We start from the raw sequence: 16,430 nt of genomic DNA on the forward strand, positions 1-16,430 counted from the left end.
TGACGACCCAGCCCTGCTCGAATCACGCATTTCTCAGCAGAGTCTTCCAGGTCGGCAGTTCGGTCTGGCCGCGCCATCGGCGTTGCGGATGACCAGGCCGGTGCCCTGGTAGCCGCCGTCCGCGACAACGTGGTCTTTCCGGGGGCGTCCTTCGCACTACTGATGCCTGGGGCAGCCGCGGCGAAGTTGCAGGGTTGAGACGCCCGCGGCCGCCGCTCCAGCGGGACGCCTCAGCCCTCGGTGCGGCGGGCCTGCTGGAGAGCCGCTGCTAGCTGCTCCACGCTCGGGGCACCGGCGGCACGTCCGTCGGCGTCACGGTAAATCCGGCACGAGACGCTGACGGTTGCCTCCGGTGCAGCGAAGGGGTTGGCGCCGTTGACCAGCAGAGTCGGGGAGCCATGCATGCCGTACCGGGCCGCCTCCTCCTCGCTGCTGATCACCCGGACGTCCACCGACCCGGCGCTCTCGGGCAGCACCTGCTCCAGGCGCTGCAGCATCGCGGGCGCGTTCGGGCAGCCGGAGACCGCGAGCACGACAAGTTCCATGGTCTTCCCTCCGTGATCCAGGGTGACCTCATGTGGGTCACGGTAGACCTCGCCCCGTGCCAAGAACCGTGAGCGCGCTCACCGAACCGGGGCCGGGTCGTGCATAGCGTGGCAGGGCGAACGAAGGTTTCCAGAAGCGACGAGGAGCACGGCCATGCTGCGGGCTGTATGGAACAACGCTGTGATCGCGGAAGCGGACCGCACGGTGATCGTCGAGGGCAACCACTACTTCCCGCCCGAATCCCTGCACCGCCAGTACTTCACGCGGAGCCGGACGAGGTCGCTGTGCTTTTGGAAGGGACTGGCCCGGTACTACACCGTCACCGTGGACGGCGTGGTGAACCCGGATGCGGCCTGGTACTACCCGCACGCGAGCCCACCGGCCCGCCGGATCAAGAACCATGTCGCGTTCGGGCAGGGCATCACCGTCGACGGCGAGCCGGAGGCCAAGCCGTGACCGGCCGCCTGGCCCGGGCCGCCGCTTGGACCGCCGGGGCCGCGGCTGTCGTCGCCGGCGGGTACGCCGGGCTGGTCAGCAGTGCGCTCCCGCTCGATGTGGGCGTGGGCCGGCGCATCCTGACCACGACCGGCTCCCGCCCGAGCTGACCCGCCTCGCGGCCCGGATCGCCTGCGTTGCCGACGCCCGCCCGTTGTCCGAGCACGCCGACATCCTGGCCGCCGCCGGACTGCGCACCCTGACCGCCGAGCGCCACGATGCGGCCCTGATCCGCATGATCGCCCAGATCGAGGCGAGGCTGAACCTGCTGCGCATCACCGCCACGCCCGCCTCGCGGAAGCGGCGTGGACCTGACCGCCGCCCCGACCGTCCTGGACGCGGCCCGCGCCGCCGCCGCGGACGGCACAGCACGCTCGGCTACGCCCTGGTGACCGCCGTGAAATCACCGTGATAGCTCAAGCCGCTACCGCCGGGTACGTAAGCGCCCTCGCATACCTGCACCCGCCACCGCTCGTAGCGTCAGAAGCGAGAGCAGAAAGTCAGCGTCTCGCCGAAAGCCGCCGCGGTCCCCCTCCACGCAGTGTGGGGCGCTGTGGCCGGGCTGGTCGGCGGCACCGGCTTCGGCATCTGGATGTCGCTGTCCCGGCCGATGATGGACACCGCGATGATCACCATGGTCGCCGGGCTCCTTGGGTCCACCAACCCCTTCGTCGGCTGGCTGATTCATCTCGCGATCGCGCTGTTCGCCGGCACCGGGTTCGGCGTGCTGCTCGGGCAGTTCGCCCAACGCCTCGCCCCTGCCCTGGTCCTCGGCCTCGCCTACGGAGCGGTGTGGTGGGCCGTCGGTGCCTTGTGGATCATGCCTGCCAACATGGGCATGCCCGTCTTCGAGTGGAACGACGTCACCGGCTCCAGCCTCGGCGGCCACCTCGTGTTCGGCCTGCTCGCCGGGGCGGCCTTCTCCTGCATCGCCCAGATGACGGGCAAGCGCACCGGCACGGCGGGAGGATGAGCCCCCTGCCGCCCGCGTCAACACCCGGCCCTGGCACCCCACCGCCAGGGGCCGAGCCGGGCCGCAAACGCGACGACGGAAACGCGGTGGCCTCTGGCCAGCAGCACGGACGCGCTGGCCAGCCCGGCATGGGGCGCCGCGCCCCCGCCCTGGGCCCCGGGACGACGCGAGGAGACGCACATGACCGACGCTGGCACGGACGCCGACGCAGCGGAGCGGACATGGTGCCTGGCCGAGGTCGACATCTTCTGCGACCTCTCCGAGCGGGAGATGGCGGCCATCGCGGAGGCCGCACCGATGAAGACGTACCACGCGGGCGAGATCCTCTACTCTCCGTCGCAGCCCAGCGAGGTGCTGTTCATCCTCAAGAAGGGCCGCGTACGGGTCTTCCGCGTCTCCGCCGACGGCCGCGCCCTGACCACCGCCATCGTCACCCCGGGCACCATCTTCGGCGAGATGGTCCTGCTCGGCCAGTACATGTACGACAACTACGCCGAAGCCCTCGACGACGTCACCGTCTGTGTGATGAGCCGCGCCGACGTGAACCGGCTGCTGCTGAGGGACGCCCGCATCGCCGCCCGCATCACCGAGATCCTCGGCCGCCGCCTCGCCGACCTTGAACAGCGCCTGTCCGACAGCGTCTTCAAAACCGTCGCCCAGCGCATCGCCACCACCCTGACCACTCTCACCGCGGCCCAGCTCCCGGCCGGCCCGCTGCGCCCCGGCGGACGGCACCCGCAGATCGCCCTCACTCACGAACAGCTCGCCGCCCTCGCCGGCACCTCACGCGAAACCTGCACCAAAGTGCTGCGCGACTACGCCGACCACGGCTTGATCCGCCTCGCCCGCGGACGCATCACCGTCCTCGACAGCGAGCGTCTCAAAGACGCCGCAGGCTGACGCGGCATTGCCGCAGTACAGAGACCAAGCTGCCGCCAGCCGATTGCGAGAGTCAGGCCGGTCCCGGCGAGGAGCCGTCGATGAGGTCCGGTAACCAAATGACTCTCCCGGGCCCGGCCGACCGCCAGGCTCGAAGAACCACGGTCCAGCACCGCGTCATGACTGGGATGGGTGCTCGCCACTGGCCGTGCCTGCACCCGCCCCAGCCAGTGGGCAGCACGAAGCCACGCCGGACTGTGCGAGCCTTATTCTTTCTTTTGGAGAAGCTTGATCACAGTGTCCGGGTCAGGCGACAAGACGGTTTCGTCACCATCCGCGAAGCGCACAAGGTAAGCAGGTGCCTCGCCGTCCTCTTCCATCACCTCAAGGATTTCCGCTGTACGTTCGTGCTGCCCGACGATTCCGCTATGAATAAGCAGCGTGTCACCCACTGTGGCGTGCATGGTCGTGCCTTCCTACGGGATCGGTTCCGGTTCCGCATGGATCCCCGTACCAGCATGACTAAATGCAAAAGGTCACTGAAACGGGCGAAATGTTGCGAGCCACGCACACTGCCCGCTATGAGCGAGCGAGGGCACCCTGGCATTCGCCCAACCCGCGCTGGCCACCGGCACCGTGCCGGCCCGCCGCGATGGAGCCTGACGATGCCGGTGCGCGTAGCCTGACGCGTCGACCAGCAGTCGAGCGGCGCATGTGGCGCCGGAAGCCCCTGGTGGTGCTGGGATTGCCGCGGGCATCGCCACGGCCGTCGCCGGGGGAATCCTGACCCTCCGACGGCGAACTCCGCGCCCATAGTGCGTCAAACTTCAGCCGACGCCGACAGTCCTTGTTGCAGCGGCATCAGCTAGGACCCAGGACAGCAGACGGGCAGTGGCCGGAGATGGACGCCATCCTCTCGTGACCCGGCGAGCCGACGGTGCGCAGGCGCGCAGCACGCGGTGCGGGTCAGGGGGAGGGTGTGGCCGGTGGGCTCGGCCAGGGTGCGGATGCGGCTGGTGGTGGTGCGGTCGGCGCAGCGGACGGTGAGAGTGACGCGCGCGGGCTACCGCCTGGTCGCCGCGGAGGCGGACAACGAGTGGTGAGGTCGAGCAGGTAGCGCCGGTGCTCGTGCGGGTCGAGCTCGTCGCGGGCAATCTCCTGGGAGATGGCGGTGGTTTCGGGTGCGGCCTGAGGGATGATGGGCCGCGAATCGCGGGCGTCGCTCGTGGAACTGGCGGCCGGTGGCGGCGCCGAGGAGATGCCGCGGGGTGCCGAGCGGGCTGCGGGCAATGTCGACGATGGTGTGCAGGCCGTGTCGGGTGAGCAGCCGGGCGGACGTCCCACCCCGGGCAGCGCGGCGACCGGGCGGGGGTGCAGGAAAGCCCTGATCGCTTCAGGGTCGTCGGCCGCCAGGACGACGGTGGGTAAACGGATTAGGTGCTGCGGTCACCTACACCCCTGGCGGCATCGACAGGTTTTTCGCCGAAGCCGGTGAGCCGGCGCAGCGGCGCGAGTTGCCGCCGCGCTCGGACTCACCACTCGACTTCGAGCGGATCATGGAAGTCGGCACGGTAGGCAGATGAAGCCGATGCCCAGGGCCTTAAGGCGTGTCCTGGCCGGATGCCACGTCCTCACGCTGCCCGCACATCCTCCGTGGTGACCCGGCCGTCGATACGGCGCGAGATGCCCAGCACGTTGCGGTCGCGCAGCGCGGGCGGCAGCCGGTCCTGCGGGGCCGACTGGTGACATACCGGGCGTAGGAACCGCCGGATCGCGGTCGCGCCCACCGCCGTGTGCTGCGGCGCGGTCGTCGCCGGATACGGCCCCCCGTGGTGCATCGCCCACGTCACCGCGACGCCTGTCGGCCAGCCGTTCCACACGAGTCGGCCGACCCGGTCGCTGAGCAGGTCGGCGAGCACGGCGAGGCGCGCGGCCTCGTCGTCTTCGGCGTGAATGGTGGCCGTGAGCTGTCCCTCCAGCTGCTCGATGAGCGGTGCCAGATCGGCCTCGTGCTCGTACTCCACCACCAGCGACGCCGGACCGAAGCACTCGGTGAGCAGCGCCTCCGGATGCGTGCGCATCGTGTCGAGAGGTACGGAGAGCACGCTGGCTCCCGCGGTCGGAGCCGGTGCCGGTGCGGCGGCGACGAGAGTGCGTACCCCGGGTACGGCCGACAGCCGCTCCATGGCGACGAGCGCTGATCCTTCCCCATCGCCGGCTGCCTTGTTGATCACGAAGCGGGCGCTTGTCGATGCTGAACGCTTCGTCGGCCACGGGCATGACGGCGAAGACTTGCTTCCCGGGACCACCGTTAATTGCGGCATACATTTCAAAGGCCGGGAGGCTCGGACCTACTCGGCGGTTCACAGCTCCTGGTGGGCGTACACGACGAACGCATAGGCCGTCTGGTGCTCACCTCCTGCGAGGCGCTGGAGAACTACCCGCCGGACATCAAGGGCAAGACCCTTCATGCGGCCGCAAAGATCCCGGGCGCACTCGCGGGGGCCCAGAGGAGCAGCCCGACTGTGTCGGTGGCCGGGGTGACCGGCCACCCGCCGAGGCAGTGAACTCGCGACAGTTGATGACGCGACTTCACCGAATCCCGGTTACGGCTTGAAGGCGACTCCGCCCCACAGGCTGACCTGGGCGTCGGTGACGTCCGTGCCGATGCGCGGCAGTTCCTCGCCACCCCCCGGACGCCAGCGGTGGCATACGACGACCCCCGGGGCCAGCAGATCGAGGCCGGAGAAGAACTTCTCCACCTCCGTCTTGCTCCGGAAACGCGTCGGGATCCCGGCGGCTTGGGTGATCTGCGCAAACTTTTCCCAGGCCTGGGCGTTGAAGTCGGGGGTGACGTGGGAGAGGGCCAGTGCGCTGCCGGAGGGCAGGGCGTCTATCAGGCGGCGGACGATGCCGTGCGCGTCAGCGTCGTCGGTGATGAAGTGCAGCACTCCCATCAGGGACAGCGTGACCGGCTGAGACAGGTCCAGGGTCTTCGCCAGCTTCTCGGAGGCGATGATCGAGTCGGGGTCGTTGACATCGGCCTGGATGTAGCCGGTGCGGCCTTGGGGTGTGCTGGTGAGCAGGGCGCGGGCGTGGGCGAGGACGATCGGGTCGTTGTCGACGTAGACGACGCGCGCCTCGGGCGCAATCGCCTGGGCCACCTCGTGCAGGTTAGGCGAGGTGGGGATGCCGGTGCCGACGTCGAGCCACTGGCGGATGCCGTAGTCGCGGGCCAGGACGCGGGTGACGCGGTGGATGAAGGCCCGGTTCTCCCGCGCGGCCACGGGGATGTCGGGGTTCACCTCGAGGGTCTTGCGGGCGGCCTCCCGGTCGGGGGCGTAGTTGGTCTTGCCGCCCAGGTAGTAGTCGTACATCCGGGCGCTGTGTGGCCGGTCGAGGCCAAGTGAGTTGTACTCGCCGCTGCTGGCCATCTGCTGCCTCCGGAAAGGTCGGGTGGGCGGTGGGTGATCATCGTATGGTGCGCGGCATGCTAGCGGCGCCTCGCGCCGCTGTCGCCGTCAGCGGGGGCAACCACCATGGCGGCCGCAGGCGGACTCGCCCAAGCTGATCTCCCAATAGTGATCAACTTGCAACGGCCCGTTTGACGCTGGGTGTTGAAGAAAAGCTTAAGGAGGCTCCCGCGTGGTCGCGCCAGCCGTAGGAGCGGTCACCGCTCGGGGTGTGGGTCGCCGGTGACGCTGCAGTCGGCGGGCTGCGCGGCGTCGGTGCACAGCTTGGCGGGGTCATTGCCGGCACACGGCTGCCGCGGTCCGCCTGATGGGAGGAAATCGACTCACGCCAACTGATCGAGCAGCGTCCGCACGAAGCGGCTGGTCTCCTCTGGCGTGTCCGCCTCGGCACACAACCGGTCCATGATCAACGTGTACTGGTCGATCTCATCTGGCTTGTCCAGGTAGACCGCGTTGGTCAGATGCTCCAGATAGACCTTGTCGGGCAGAGCCGGATCGCTGAACCGCAAAATGGTGATCGGGGAGCCGGCCGCGGCAGCGCCGACGCTGAACGGTGCGACCTGGAGCGTCACATTCGGCATCTTTACAACGTCAAGAAGCTTCTCCAGCTGGGCGCGCATCACCTCAGGGCCACCGAAGGGCCGGCGCAGAACCGCCTCGTCCACCACCGCCCACAGTCGCGGCGCGTTCGGCCTCGTCAGCAGCTTCTGGCGCGCCATCCGCAGCTCGACCAGGCGGTCGATCTTGCGTGCCGGCGCGTTCGGATAACCCAGCCGGTGCACGGCGTGCGCGTATGCTTCGGTCTGCAGCAGACCGGGAAGGAACTGGACCTCGTAGGTCCGGATGAGTGACGCGGCCTCTTCCAACCCGACGTGCAGCTCGAACCAGTCCTCCAGCACGTCGTTGTACTGATGCCACCAGCCGGGGGCGTTGGCCCGCTGGGCCAGCGCGAAGTAGTCCGCCCGCTCCGCCTGATCGAGCACCCTGTAGAGGGTCAGCAGGTCGGAAAGGTCACGCTCCTTGAAACCCACCTGGCCGCGCTCAAGGCGGGTGATCTTGGCGTGGGAGCCGCGGATCGCGTTCCCGGCGTCCTCACGACTGATTCCGCGCTCCTGACGCAGCCTGCGGAGTTGGGCCCCCAGGACGATGCGCAGGGCGGTCGGCCCAGTCTGCGGCTGCTCCAAGGAGTGCCTTATCGACGGTTCGCCACTCGGCTTCATCATGGCGGACATTCTCATCTCCCCGTGTGTGACTGCTGGGTGACTGCGCAGACGCATCAGTCCTGCATCAACGCCCCCGTCATGTACGAGTACCCGCCAAGGCAAGGCCGCTGGATCGGCACGCTGATGAGGCTCTCACCGCGATGCGGCGAGCACCTTCACAGCAGCCGCCCTTCGCCGACCATCGCATCGAATTCGCCGCCCTTGGCTCCGTCGAGGAAGGCGGCCACCTCCTCGCGGGTGTAGATCAGCGCGGGGCCCTCGGGGTGACGGGAGTTGCGGATCGCGACGTCCCCGCCGGGAAGGGCGGCCAGCTCGACGCAGTTGCCACCTGGGCCGCTGTGGCGGCTCTTTTGCCAGGCCACGCCCTCGATCAGGGTGGACTTCACGCCGTTGTCGATCTGCTGCATCCCAGCCGCTCCTTCAGTGGCAAAGACCATGCCTGACAACTATGTCTGACCGAACGTCAGGTGGTTTGTCAATTGCATCTGTACTTACCGACGTGTGTACTACTGTAATTGCAGGCGTACTTGCAGCGCCATGATGTGCAGGAGGACAGTAGTGCCCAACCGCCCGGACGCCCCCAGTCCACAAGCGTTGGGTGGAGGAGGAACCCCTCGAGCGCGGGAGGCACGGTGGACCACAACGCGGCAATCGGCACTCGATCGACTGCGGCAGCCGAGTCGCCGGCCCCTGGGCCAACCGGCGGATCCATTGCAGCGGTCACAGAGCCGGAGCGTGCTCTCCAGCCCGACCGCGCTGCCGGGCTGCACCTGCCCGGCATGCCGGCGCGAGGCGATGCGGGCCAACCGGTGAGCCCCGTGCAGTGGTGCAGCTGGTGCAAGGAGCCAACCGTCGACGCCTTACTCGTCTCCATCGTCGAGGTCTGCAGCGGCCCCGGCAGACTCCTCTACGCCTGTCCCGGCTGCGTCGCCGCGTACCGCATCAAGCCGATCCAGGCCCACCCCGTGGACAGCGACTGCTCCGTCCAAAATGAACCTCGCCGCCCCTAACGGCAGCGGCGCAGCGATGCCGGGGCTGTGCTATATGACGTGCCCATGCCTGCCGTGATGATCAGCAGACGGTTGACCAGCCGGCAGGGCATCCATGAGTGCTCCAGAACGCGACGGCAACGCACCCACACCGTGTGCCCTATGCTCGGCATACCGCCCTTACCGTCCATTCATGGCCAACTCCCTGAAGACGTGCGCCCCGCCGTGGTACAGGCCCGCGGCGCGCGATGCCCGCCTTTCGAGCGCTGTGGGCTTCGAGCGTCGGCCGTACCGGCCGCAAGACATGGGCCACCTCCGGGGACGCAGTGGCCATCACCGGCGATACCGCTCGCCGAACACTGCTGAAACTCCCCGTACCTGCACACGAAGGAGCGGCAGCCTCATGACCACACACCAGCCTCTGTATGACCCCGAGGGCCACCTTGATGCGGAACTCCTGCTCGACCGTGAACCGCACATGGTGCTGGTCAAGGCCGTGCTGGCATGGACCAACCCGGGCGACGCTCTCCAGCCGCGCGACTGCGAGCAGATCGCCCTGCAGCTGACCGGGCACGCGCGGGCCGTCGCTGCGGACGTGCGCCGGCGCTGCGAGCAACTACCCAGCGACAGTGAGATGCGCGCGCTCACCGAGGTGGTGCTCGCCGAAGCTAGCCGACGCCTCTCCACGCCTATCCAGGCCACAGTCGCCAGTGCACAAAACCGGGCCCGACTCGTGCGCGCCTTGTATGAACGCCTCGACCGGCTTCAGGCCGCGAACCCCGCCACGCCTGCTGCGTCCTGATCGCTCTTCCCAAGGCCCGCCCGACGCTCTCCCCGTAGGCTCGGGCCACACCGGAGCCCCGAAGGCTGCTCCACGCTGTTGAGCGGCTGCGCGAAGCCGTCACGGGCGACGGCTCGCGGGACCTGACCTTCAAGAACACTCAACTTGAGGTGAGTTGGAGCGCTTCGGCGTAGCGAGCGTGTGGCAGCGTTAGATGCGCCAATAGATGACATACTACCTTGGTGACAGCTAACTCCCGTAGATTTTAAGGCCGTTGCTTCATGACAACCATGCAGAAACGTGCCTTGCAGGCGGGGTGAAGGCGCTTTGGCAACCCTGGTAGTCGTGAATATCGGCTTGTTACGACATCAGCAAGGAGTGCCAGGTGAGTCGAGCGGAAGCATGCCGCCGGAACAATCGGCCGGGCCGGTCGGGGATCAGGGACGTGGCCATCGCGGCCGGTGTGTCTATCACGACCGTTTCCGATGCGCTGAACGGCAAGGGCCGGCTGCCGGACGCCACACGACGTCATGTCCGCGCGGTCGCAGACCGGCTGGGCTACCGCGCGTCGGCCGCGGCCCGCACCTTACGTACCGGGAAGTCGGGCCTCATCGGCCTGACCGTGACGACTTACGGAGACGAGCCCTTCACCTTCACGGAGTCCGGGTACTTCGCGGAGATGGCGAGAGCCGCGACCTCCGCCGCGCCCGCCCGGGGCTATGCCCTGGTCATCCTCCCCGCGACCTCCCGGCACGACGTCTGGTCGAACGTCGCGCTCGACGGGGCCGTCGTCATCGACCCTGACGACCACGACCCGGTCGTCACCGAGCTGGTGCGCCAAGGCCTGCCCGTCGTCTCCGACGGACGCCCGGCCGGCTCCCTGCAGGTCACCGCCTGGGTGGACAACGACCATGAGGCCGCCGTCTGGGGCATCCTCGACCACCTCGCCGCCGCCGGAGCCCGCGCGCCAAGCGGGCCTGGTACTGCGCCCATGTGCCGCTCCACGCGGACCGGTCCCCGGCCTACGCATCCGGCGGAAGTCGCGATCCCGCCCTGGATGAGTCCCGCGATGTGGTGGACGAGTGGCGGGACACCCTTCGGCGATCAGCCATGTGACCGGGCCGCCTCGAAACCTGAGACTGCCCCGTTGCCGCGGGGCTGTTGCTCGCTTTGCGGCAGTTACGGGACAGGTCTTAGAGAACAAGCTCAGAGGGTGTTCTTGTACAGCAGTCGGTTGGGGGTGCCGGCGCGGTTGTTCTTGATCACACCGATGGTGGCGTTGCTGGTGATCCAGTTGTTGACGGTGGAGGACGCGGCGTCGCCCTTGGCGCCCTTGTAGAGCGCGCCCACACCCGCGACGTGCGGGCTGGCCATCGAGGTGCCGCTGATGGTGTTGGTGGTGCCCAGGAGCCAGGCGGAGGTGATGGAGACGCCGGGCGCGTAGGTCTCGACGCAGGAGCCGTAGTTCGTGAAGGAGGCGGCGGTGTCCGTCTTGTCCGACGCCGCGACGGTCATCACACCGGAGGCGCTGGCCGGCGAGGTCTTGCAGGCGTCCTCTTCTTCGTTGCCGGCCGCGACGGCGAGGAAGACACCGGAGTTGTTGAGGCTGGTGGCCGCGCTGTTGACCGTGGCGGACAAGCCGCCGCCCAGCGACATGTTGGCGACGGCAGGCTTCACGGCGTGGGTACGGACCCAGTCCATGCCCTCGATCACATCGGCGTTCGTCCCGATGCCGACGCAGTTGAGGACGCGCACGCCACGGAGCTTGACCCCCTTGGCCACGCCGTAGGTGGTGCCGCCGATGGTCCCGGCGACATGTGTGCCGTGGCCGTTGCAGTCCAGGCCGGTGCCTTCGAGAGTGGCGTCGTAGGCGATCGCGGCGCGGTTGCCGAAGTCGGGGTGGCTGGGGTCGATGCCGGTGTCGATGATGTACGCCGTCACGTTGGAGGCGGTGGTGTTGTAGCCGTAAGTCGTGGACAGCGGCAGGTTGCGCTGGTCGATACGGTCGAGGCCCCAGGTGGCGTTGCTCTGGGTGGCGGTGGCGCGGATGGTGCGGGCGGCGCGGACCTGCTGGTCCTCCTCGATACGGAGGACGGCGGGGTTGCGGCGCAGGGCGTTGAGCTGAGCGGCGTTGAGCTCGGCCGCGAAGCCGTCGATGACGGCGTCGTAGGTGTGCCTCGTACGCACACCCGCGATGCGGGTCAGGCTGCCGGCGTTCGTACCGGGTTTGAGGGTGACGATGTACTGGCCGGGTACTGCCTTGCCGGTGGCACGGGCCACCTCGACCAGGTGGTCGTTCGCCGTGGCGGCTTCCGCTGTTGCGGGAAGTGCGGCCGCGGCAAGGGGGATTGCCATCAGGGCGGCGCCTATGCGTCTTTTCACGGGGTACCTGTCCTCCTTGTCGACGCCCGCTCAGGGATCGCCACAGCGAGCGTTCCGAGTGGGGGCGAAGGGGAACGTATGTGCACCACGTGCCAGTGGCAAGAGTTAAGTCATGTGCTTCGTGTGTCGGTCTTGCGTGCGCCGATGAAGGTGGTCCAGGCGGTGGGGGCGAAGAGGACGGCGGGGCCGTGGGGGTGCTTGCTGTCGCGGACGGGGATGTGGGCGGTGGGTGGGCGTCGTTCACTTCGAGGCATTCGCCGCTGCTGCCTGGCATCCTGGATTCGCCAACTCAAGGCACAAACCCCGCTACTTGCACCAAGAGCCCGGCGAGTTCAAGTCTCCGAACCCTTCGGAATTCTCGAACTCACGGGAGATTGCAGTGGCTGCCCGTCCTTTGCCGTAGAGGTGTCGGGCTGGAAAAGTCATCGCCGCTGGTCAAGCGACGTAGCGGTACTCGTTGAGAGTGCCGCCGAGAACGCGGGTGCGCAGGAGCCTGCCGTACTTGCCGTCGCGGTCGCGCAGGAGGAACCGCAGGGACTCGATGCAGACGCCCAGATCGGCGGCGACATTCCGTGCCTGCTGCACCGCTCACTCCCGGGTCGGGTGGGCGGTGACGCCGGTGATGTGCAGGCGCCGGGCGCCGGCCGACCTCGTCATCGAGCCGCGGGTATACCCCGTCCAGCGGCGAGGGCAGACCGGCGGCTCTGGAGGCAACCACGAGTGCCGAGCGGGCCCAGAGCAGCTCCGGTTCGTCAGGCTCGGACGGGGTGATGCCCGCGTCCAGCGCGAAGTCGATACTCCCGAAGAGGAGGCGCGCGACGCCTGGGACCTCCGCTATCGCCGCCGCCTCCCGTACCCCGAGCGCGCTCTCCACCAGGGCCACGAAGGAATCCGGCCTGCCTGATCAGGGCTGATCGCTGATGGTTCGGTAGGCCGCGATGAACAGGGTGTAGCACAGGTCGATCAGTTCTTCGACGGTGGCGTTCTGGTGGCCGAGCGTCCAGTCCACGAGGAGTTCGTTGACTCCGCCGACCAGGCTCATCGCGGTCATGGTGAGCCGGCTGGAGGAGGCTTCCGGGCCAGGGAGCGGTGCGACGACGGCGGCGACCATTGCGGCGAATTCGTGCAGGACCTCACGGCGCCGTACTTCGAGGCGGGGGCTGGCGCCCACGACCTCGATGAGCACCACGCGGGCCTTGCGGGCGTCGCCGGCCAGTGTGCGGATGAAGACCTCGAGGCCGGCGCGCAGCTGGGCGTCGACATCGGGTGCGGCAGCGGCTGCGGCCTGCGCGGTTTCGGCGCTGATCGTAGTGATCAGCTCGTTGTAGACCCCGGCGAGAAGGTCTTCGCGGTCGCGGAACGACTCGTAGAAGTAGCGCTCGGTCAGTCCGGCATGCGAACACACCTGCTTGACGGAGGCTGAGGCGTATCCGACCGTGCCGAACAGGTCGAGGCCCGCCTGGATGAGGCGGGTGCGGCGCTCCTGCTGTCGTTGCGCCGCGTCGCGTCCGCCGTAGCGCCGCCCGGCGGTCTGTGTGCCGGTCATTTTTCCCCTTCGCAGAGGTGTTGACACCGGTGTGCTCTGAACTGACACTCTAGCTTGTCAGTTCATCTGACATGGCGTCGTGTCAGACACGCGTGGGGGTCGCTTGCCGCTCGGCGTTCCGCTCATGCTCAGGGCAAGGAAGGGGCTCGACCGTGGCAGCACCGCCCAGGTACCCGGACAAGTTCAGCCGAAGAGACCGCGGCCGCGACTGGCTCCCCCGTACAGAACCGCTGGCCGGCCGAGTGATCGCGGTCACCGGGGCGGGCCGCGGAATCGGGCGTGCCGTCGCAGCCCGGCTCGCCGCAGCCGGAGCCGCCGTGGCGATCGGCGATCTCGACGCAGAGCTCGCCACGGAGACGGCTGGTGCCATCGGCGGGCGTCCCGGTGGCCGGCTGCTCGGGCTGTCTCTCGACGTCACCGACACACCTTCCTTCGAAGACTTCCTGCGCACCGTTGAGACCCAACTGGGGCCGATCGACGTACTGATCAACAACGCCGGAATCATGTGGGTGGGCCCCTTCGAGGAGGAACCGGAGGAAGCCGCTCTGCGCCAGTTCGACGTCAATGTCCACGGCGTACTGCGTGGGATGAAACTCGTGATCCCGGAGATGCGGAAACGCGGTCGCGGCCACGTGGTGAACATCGCCTCCGCCGCCAGCAAGGTCGCCCCGGCCGGCGAGGCGACCTACGCGGCGACGAAGCACGCCCTCCACGGCTACAGCACAGCCGTCCGCGCCGAACTGCGCGGCACCGGCGTGCACGTGTCCTTGGTGATGCCCGGCGTCGTGGACACCGAGCTGGCCGTGGGCACCGCGACCGGCCCCACCCGACGCCTGACGACGGATCAGGTGGCCGACGCGGTGCTCGACGTCGTGCTGCGCCCGCGGTTCGAGGTCTTCGTTCCACGCCAGGTGGCCGCCCTGACCCGGTTGGCCGCGCTGCTGCCGGGCCGTGCCCGCGACGCCCTGCATCACCTCCTTGTCCCCGACCAGCTCGCCGCCCTGTCCGACCGGTCGGTCCGCGCGGCCTACGAGCAGCGCACCCGGACCGCCCGCCTGCCCGAAGGATGAGCCCGTGACCACCACGCCCAAGCCGGCGCCCAGCGCGAAGAAGGCCCAGGACGCCGCCGCTCCGCGTCCCATCCCCGAATTCGAAGGGGTCCACGACGTATGGCCCCGCGGTGACCGGCTGCGCGCCGTGCGCCGCGCCGCGGCCACCTACCGTGAGCGGTTCGTCCAGCAGGGCCGCATCCACGCCGTCCGCAGTTTCGACATCGCCGCCGCCCCGTACCCGACCCGGTTCGGCTTCCACGGCGCCGCGCTCGCCGTCAATCCGTTCGTGAGCATTGTCAACCGGATGCTCGTCGTGCAGTTCGACGGCTTCGACGGTGAGCTGAAAACACTGGTGTGGGAGCCGACCGTCGCCGCCGGAACGGCTCAAGCGCCGTTCTACGCCCAGCTCAAGCGTCTGGCGGGGGACTTTCTCACCGAGCACGTCTTCGCCCGCTTCTACCAGGACCCGAACACCGTCCTGCCCTCCTGCGGTCTGCGACCCGAGGACGTGGACTTCGTCAGCTTCGACCACCTGCACGTCCAGGACGTGCGCATGATCATGGGAAGTACCAGCACCATTCCCGGCGAACGGGCGCCCCGCGAAGCGCTGTTCCCGCGCGCCCGGTTGTTGGTGCACCGCAGGGAGCTGGGCACCTTCGAATCGATGCATCCGATGCAGTGGGCCTGGTACGTCGACGGAGGCATGGACGGGGTACCGGACGAGCGCATCACCGCCTTCGACGGCGATGTCGAACTCGGTGTCGGCGTCAGCCTGCTGTGGACCCCCGGCCATACGGACGGCAACCACTCCCTGGTGCTGAACACCCCCGACGGGGTGTGGGTCTCCTCCGAGAACGGCATCTCGGCCGACAACTGGCAGCCCGAGCTCTCCCGCATCCCCGGGGTGCGCCGCCACGCCGCGTTCTACGGCCATGAGGTGGTGCCTAACGCCAACACCCTGGAGGACTCTCTCGACCAGTACGACTCCATGGTCAAGGAGAAGACCCTCGCCGACCCCAGCCGGCGCGATCCGCGCTGGCTGCAGATCCTGCCCTCCTCGGAGCTGGCCCCCTTCAAGCGGCACTGGCCGGTGCTGCCCAGCTTCCTCCACGGCAGTCTGAACTACGGCGAACTGACCCCCGCCGGTGGCGGCCGATGACCGGCCCGGCCGCACGCCGGATCGCCGCGGACGGCGTGGAGTTGGCCGCCTACCAATGGGGAGCGTCCACCGATCCTCCGGTGGTGCTGGTCCACGGCTATCCGGACACCAGCGCCGTGTGGCGCCCCGTCGCCGAGCGCCTGGCCGACCGCTTCCACGTCACCGCCTTCGACGTGCGGGGAGCCGGTGCCTCCCACCGGCCCAGAGGTCTGCGCGCCTACCGGATGTCCCGCCTGGAAGCCGACCTGGAGGCGGTTCTCGACGCCGTGAGCCCCGACCGCCCGGTGCACCTGGTCGGACACGACTGGGGATCGATCCACTCCTGGGAGTCGGTCACCGGCACCCGCCTGGCCGGGCGGATCGCCTCGTTCACCTCCATCTCCGGACCCTGCCTGGACCACGTCGGCCACCTGATCCGGGCCCGCCTTCGGCCGCGGCATCCGGATCTGCCGAAGATGCTGCGGCAGGCCGCACGGTCCTGGTACATCGCCTACTTCCATCTTCCGCTCCTGCCCGCCCTGACCTGGAGAGCACTGGGACACCGCTGGCGCGCCTTCCTCACCGGCTCCCAAGGCGTGCCCGGGCACACCCCCTACCCCGCGCCGACGCTGGCCCGCGACGCCGTGTCCGGCACCGCGCTGTACCGCGCCAACATGCTGCCCCGCCTGCTGCATCCCCGGGACCGGCCGACCACCGTCCCGATTCAGCTCATCATCCCCACCCGCGACTTCTGCGTCACCCCGGTGCTGTCGTACGGAGTGGAGCACTGGACGCGCCAGATACAACGGCGCCCGATCGACGCCGGGCACTGGGTACAGCTCAGCCACCCCGAGGAGATCGCGTCCCGGATCGCGGAATTCGCCCACCGCGTCGAAGACGGCTCCCGCCGCACTCACACTTCGGACCACACCGCGCACCCGATCTGACAGCCC

The 16,430-nt window shown here is 68.7% G+C and carries 20 protein-coding genes and 2 pseudogenes; 11 read left to right on the forward strand and 11 right to left on the reverse strand.

Going from position 1 to position 16,430, the window contains the following annotated elements; all coding sequences use genetic code 11:
- Positions 1-230 precede the first annotated feature (230 nt).
- On the reverse strand, positions 231-545 hold the full coding sequence (locus H1D24_RS39845) for a thioredoxin family protein (protein WP_181662665.1): 315 nt from the start codon (positions 543-545) through the stop codon (positions 231-233).
- Positions 546-648: 103 nt separating this feature from the next.
- Here H1D24_RS39845 and H1D24_RS39850 point away from each other — a divergent pair, with 103 nt between their 5' ends.
- From H1D24_RS39850 to H1D24_RS39870, 5 genes are all read left to right on the forward strand, one after another.
- A complete protein-coding gene (locus H1D24_RS39850) occupies positions 649-1,002 on the forward strand; it encodes a DUF427 domain-containing protein (RefSeq protein ID WP_508481607.1) in 354 nt (117 codons plus the stop codon).
- Positions 999-1,151, forward strand: a complete 153-nt coding sequence (locus H1D24_RS39855; protein WP_181662699.1) for a hypothetical protein — start codon at positions 999-1,001, stop codon at positions 1,149-1,151. Before H1D24_RS39850 ends, H1D24_RS39855 begins: the two co-directional genes overlap by 4 nt.
- A 44-nt stretch (positions 1,152-1,195) precedes the next feature.
- A complete protein-coding gene (locus H1D24_RS39860) occupies positions 1,196-1,453 on the forward strand; it encodes a hypothetical protein (RefSeq protein WP_258564701.1) in 258 nt (85 codons plus the stop codon).
- Positions 1,454-1,594: 141 nt separating this feature from the next.
- Complete coding sequence (locus tag H1D24_RS39865) at positions 1,595-2,014, forward strand: hypothetical protein (RefSeq protein ID WP_309484619.1); 420 nt, start codon at positions 1,595-1,597, stop codon at positions 2,012-2,014.
- A 180-nt stretch (positions 2,015-2,194) separates the two neighbouring features.
- Complete coding sequence (locus tag H1D24_RS39870) at positions 2,195-2,914, forward strand: Crp/Fnr family transcriptional regulator (protein ID WP_258564702.1); 720 nt, start codon at positions 2,195-2,197, stop codon at positions 2,912-2,914.
- 245 nt (positions 2,915-3,159) lie between these two features.
- Here the strand turns inward: H1D24_RS39870 and H1D24_RS39875 are convergent, their stop codons facing one another.
- Both H1D24_RS39875 and H1D24_RS39880 read right to left on the reverse strand, forming a co-directional pair.
- Positions 3,160-3,357 carry a DUF1918 domain-containing protein gene (locus tag H1D24_RS39875; protein WP_181662668.1) on the reverse strand — a complete coding sequence of 66 codons (198 nt, stop codon included), beginning with the start codon at positions 3,355-3,357 and terminating at the stop codon, positions 3,160-3,162.
- Positions 3,358-4,524: 1,167 nt separating this feature from the next.
- On the reverse strand, positions 4,525-5,127 hold the full coding sequence (locus H1D24_RS39880) for an aldehyde dehydrogenase family protein (protein WP_181662669.1): 603 nt from the start codon (positions 5,125-5,127) through the stop codon (positions 4,525-4,527).
- Between the two features lie 141 nt (positions 5,128-5,268).
- Here H1D24_RS39880 and H1D24_RS39885 point away from each other — a divergent pair, with 141 nt between their 5' ends.
- Positions 5,269-5,460, forward strand: a complete 192-nt coding sequence (locus H1D24_RS39885) for a hypothetical protein (protein ID WP_181662670.1) — start codon at positions 5,269-5,271, stop codon at positions 5,458-5,460.
- A gap of 39 nt (positions 5,461-5,499) precedes the next feature.
- On the opposite strand, the gene H1D24_RS39890 is transcribed toward H1D24_RS39885, so the two are convergent.
- From H1D24_RS39890 to H1D24_RS39900, 3 genes are all read right to left on the reverse strand, one after another.
- A complete protein-coding gene (locus tag H1D24_RS39890) occupies positions 5,500-6,327 on the reverse strand; it encodes an SAM-dependent methyltransferase (RefSeq protein ID WP_181662671.1) in 828 nt (275 codons plus the stop codon).
- Positions 6,328-6,689: 362 nt separating this feature from the next.
- Entirely contained in the window at positions 6,690-7,598 is a 909-nt protein-coding gene (locus H1D24_RS39895) for a Sco1979 family transcriptional regulator (RefSeq protein WP_181662672.1), read from the reverse strand.
- Positions 7,599-7,744: 146 nt separating this feature from the next.
- Positions 7,745-7,996 carry a DUF397 domain-containing protein gene (locus H1D24_RS39900; protein ID WP_181662673.1) on the reverse strand — a complete coding sequence of 84 codons (252 nt, stop codon included), beginning with the start codon at positions 7,994-7,996 and terminating at the stop codon, positions 7,745-7,747.
- A 985-nt stretch (positions 7,997-8,981) separates the two neighbouring features.
- On the opposite strand from H1D24_RS39900, the gene H1D24_RS39905 reads away from it, so the two are divergent.
- Both H1D24_RS39905 and H1D24_RS43860 read left to right on the forward strand, forming a co-directional pair.
- The gene (locus H1D24_RS39905) at positions 8,982-9,380 is read left to right on the forward strand and encodes a DUF6415 family natural product biosynthesis protein (RefSeq protein WP_181662674.1); all 399 of its coding nucleotides are present in this window, start codon (positions 8,982-8,984) and stop codon (positions 9,378-9,380) included.
- Positions 9,381-9,744: 364 nt separating this feature from the next.
- On the forward strand, positions 9,745-10,698 hold the full coding sequence (locus tag H1D24_RS43860; RefSeq protein WP_309484620.1) for a LacI family DNA-binding transcriptional regulator: 954 nt from the start codon (positions 9,745-9,747) through the stop codon (positions 10,696-10,698).
- Here the strand turns inward: H1D24_RS43860 and H1D24_RS39915 are convergent.
- From H1D24_RS39915 to H1D24_RS39935, 5 genes and pseudogenes are all read right to left on the reverse strand, one after another.
- Positions 10,677-11,714, reverse strand: a pseudogene (locus H1D24_RS39915) (S8 family peptidase); the annotation flags it as partial. The gene H1D24_RS43860 and the pseudogene H1D24_RS39915 overlap by 22 nt on opposite strands.
- A 137-nt stretch (positions 11,715-11,851) precedes the next feature.
- A complete protein-coding gene (locus H1D24_RS39920; protein WP_181662675.1) occupies positions 11,852-11,995 on the reverse strand; it encodes a DUF397 domain-containing protein in 144 nt (47 codons plus the stop codon).
- A 181-nt stretch (positions 11,996-12,176) separates the two neighbouring features.
- Complete coding sequence (locus H1D24_RS43865) at positions 12,177-12,326, reverse strand: hypothetical protein (protein WP_181662676.1); 150 nt, start codon at positions 12,324-12,326, stop codon at positions 12,177-12,179.
- A 70-nt stretch (positions 12,327-12,396) separates the two neighbouring features.
- Positions 12,397-12,624 (reverse strand): annotated as a pseudogene (locus H1D24_RS43870) (aldolase/citrate lyase family protein); the annotation flags it as partial.
- Positions 12,625-12,645: 21 nt separating this feature from the next.
- Positions 12,646-13,287 carry a TetR/AcrR family transcriptional regulator gene (locus H1D24_RS39935; protein ID WP_181662677.1) on the reverse strand — a complete coding sequence of 214 codons (642 nt, stop codon included), beginning with the start codon at positions 13,285-13,287 and terminating at the stop codon, positions 12,646-12,648.
- 152 nt (positions 13,288-13,439) lie between these two features.
- Between H1D24_RS39935 and H1D24_RS39940 the strand changes: the two genes are divergently transcribed.
- The 3 genes from H1D24_RS39940 to H1D24_RS39950 are packed head-to-tail and all read left to right on the forward strand — an operon-like array spanning position 13,440 to position 16,424.
- On the forward strand, positions 13,440-14,357 hold the full coding sequence (locus H1D24_RS39940) for an SDR family oxidoreductase (RefSeq protein ID WP_309484621.1): 918 nt from the start codon (positions 13,440-13,442) through the stop codon (positions 14,355-14,357).
- Positions 14,358-14,361: 4 nt separating this feature from the next.
- Positions 14,362-15,498 carry an MBL fold metallo-hydrolase gene (locus H1D24_RS39945; protein ID WP_181662678.1) on the forward strand — a complete coding sequence of 379 codons (1,137 nt, stop codon included), beginning with the start codon at positions 14,362-14,364 and terminating at the stop codon, positions 15,496-15,498.
- Positions 15,495-16,424 carry an alpha/beta fold hydrolase gene (locus tag H1D24_RS39950; protein WP_181662679.1) on the forward strand — a complete coding sequence of 310 codons (930 nt, stop codon included), beginning with the start codon at positions 15,495-15,497 and terminating at the stop codon, positions 16,422-16,424. Before H1D24_RS39945 ends, H1D24_RS39950 begins: the two co-directional genes overlap by 4 nt.
- Positions 16,425-16,430: the final 6 nt, after the last annotated feature.

Origin of the sequence: Streptomyces himalayensis subsp. himalayensis, from assembly GCF_013778455.1 — a bacterium.
GTDB classification, from domain to species: domain Bacteria; phylum Actinomycetota; class Actinomycetes; order Streptomycetales; family Streptomycetaceae; genus Streptomyces; species Streptomyces himalayensis.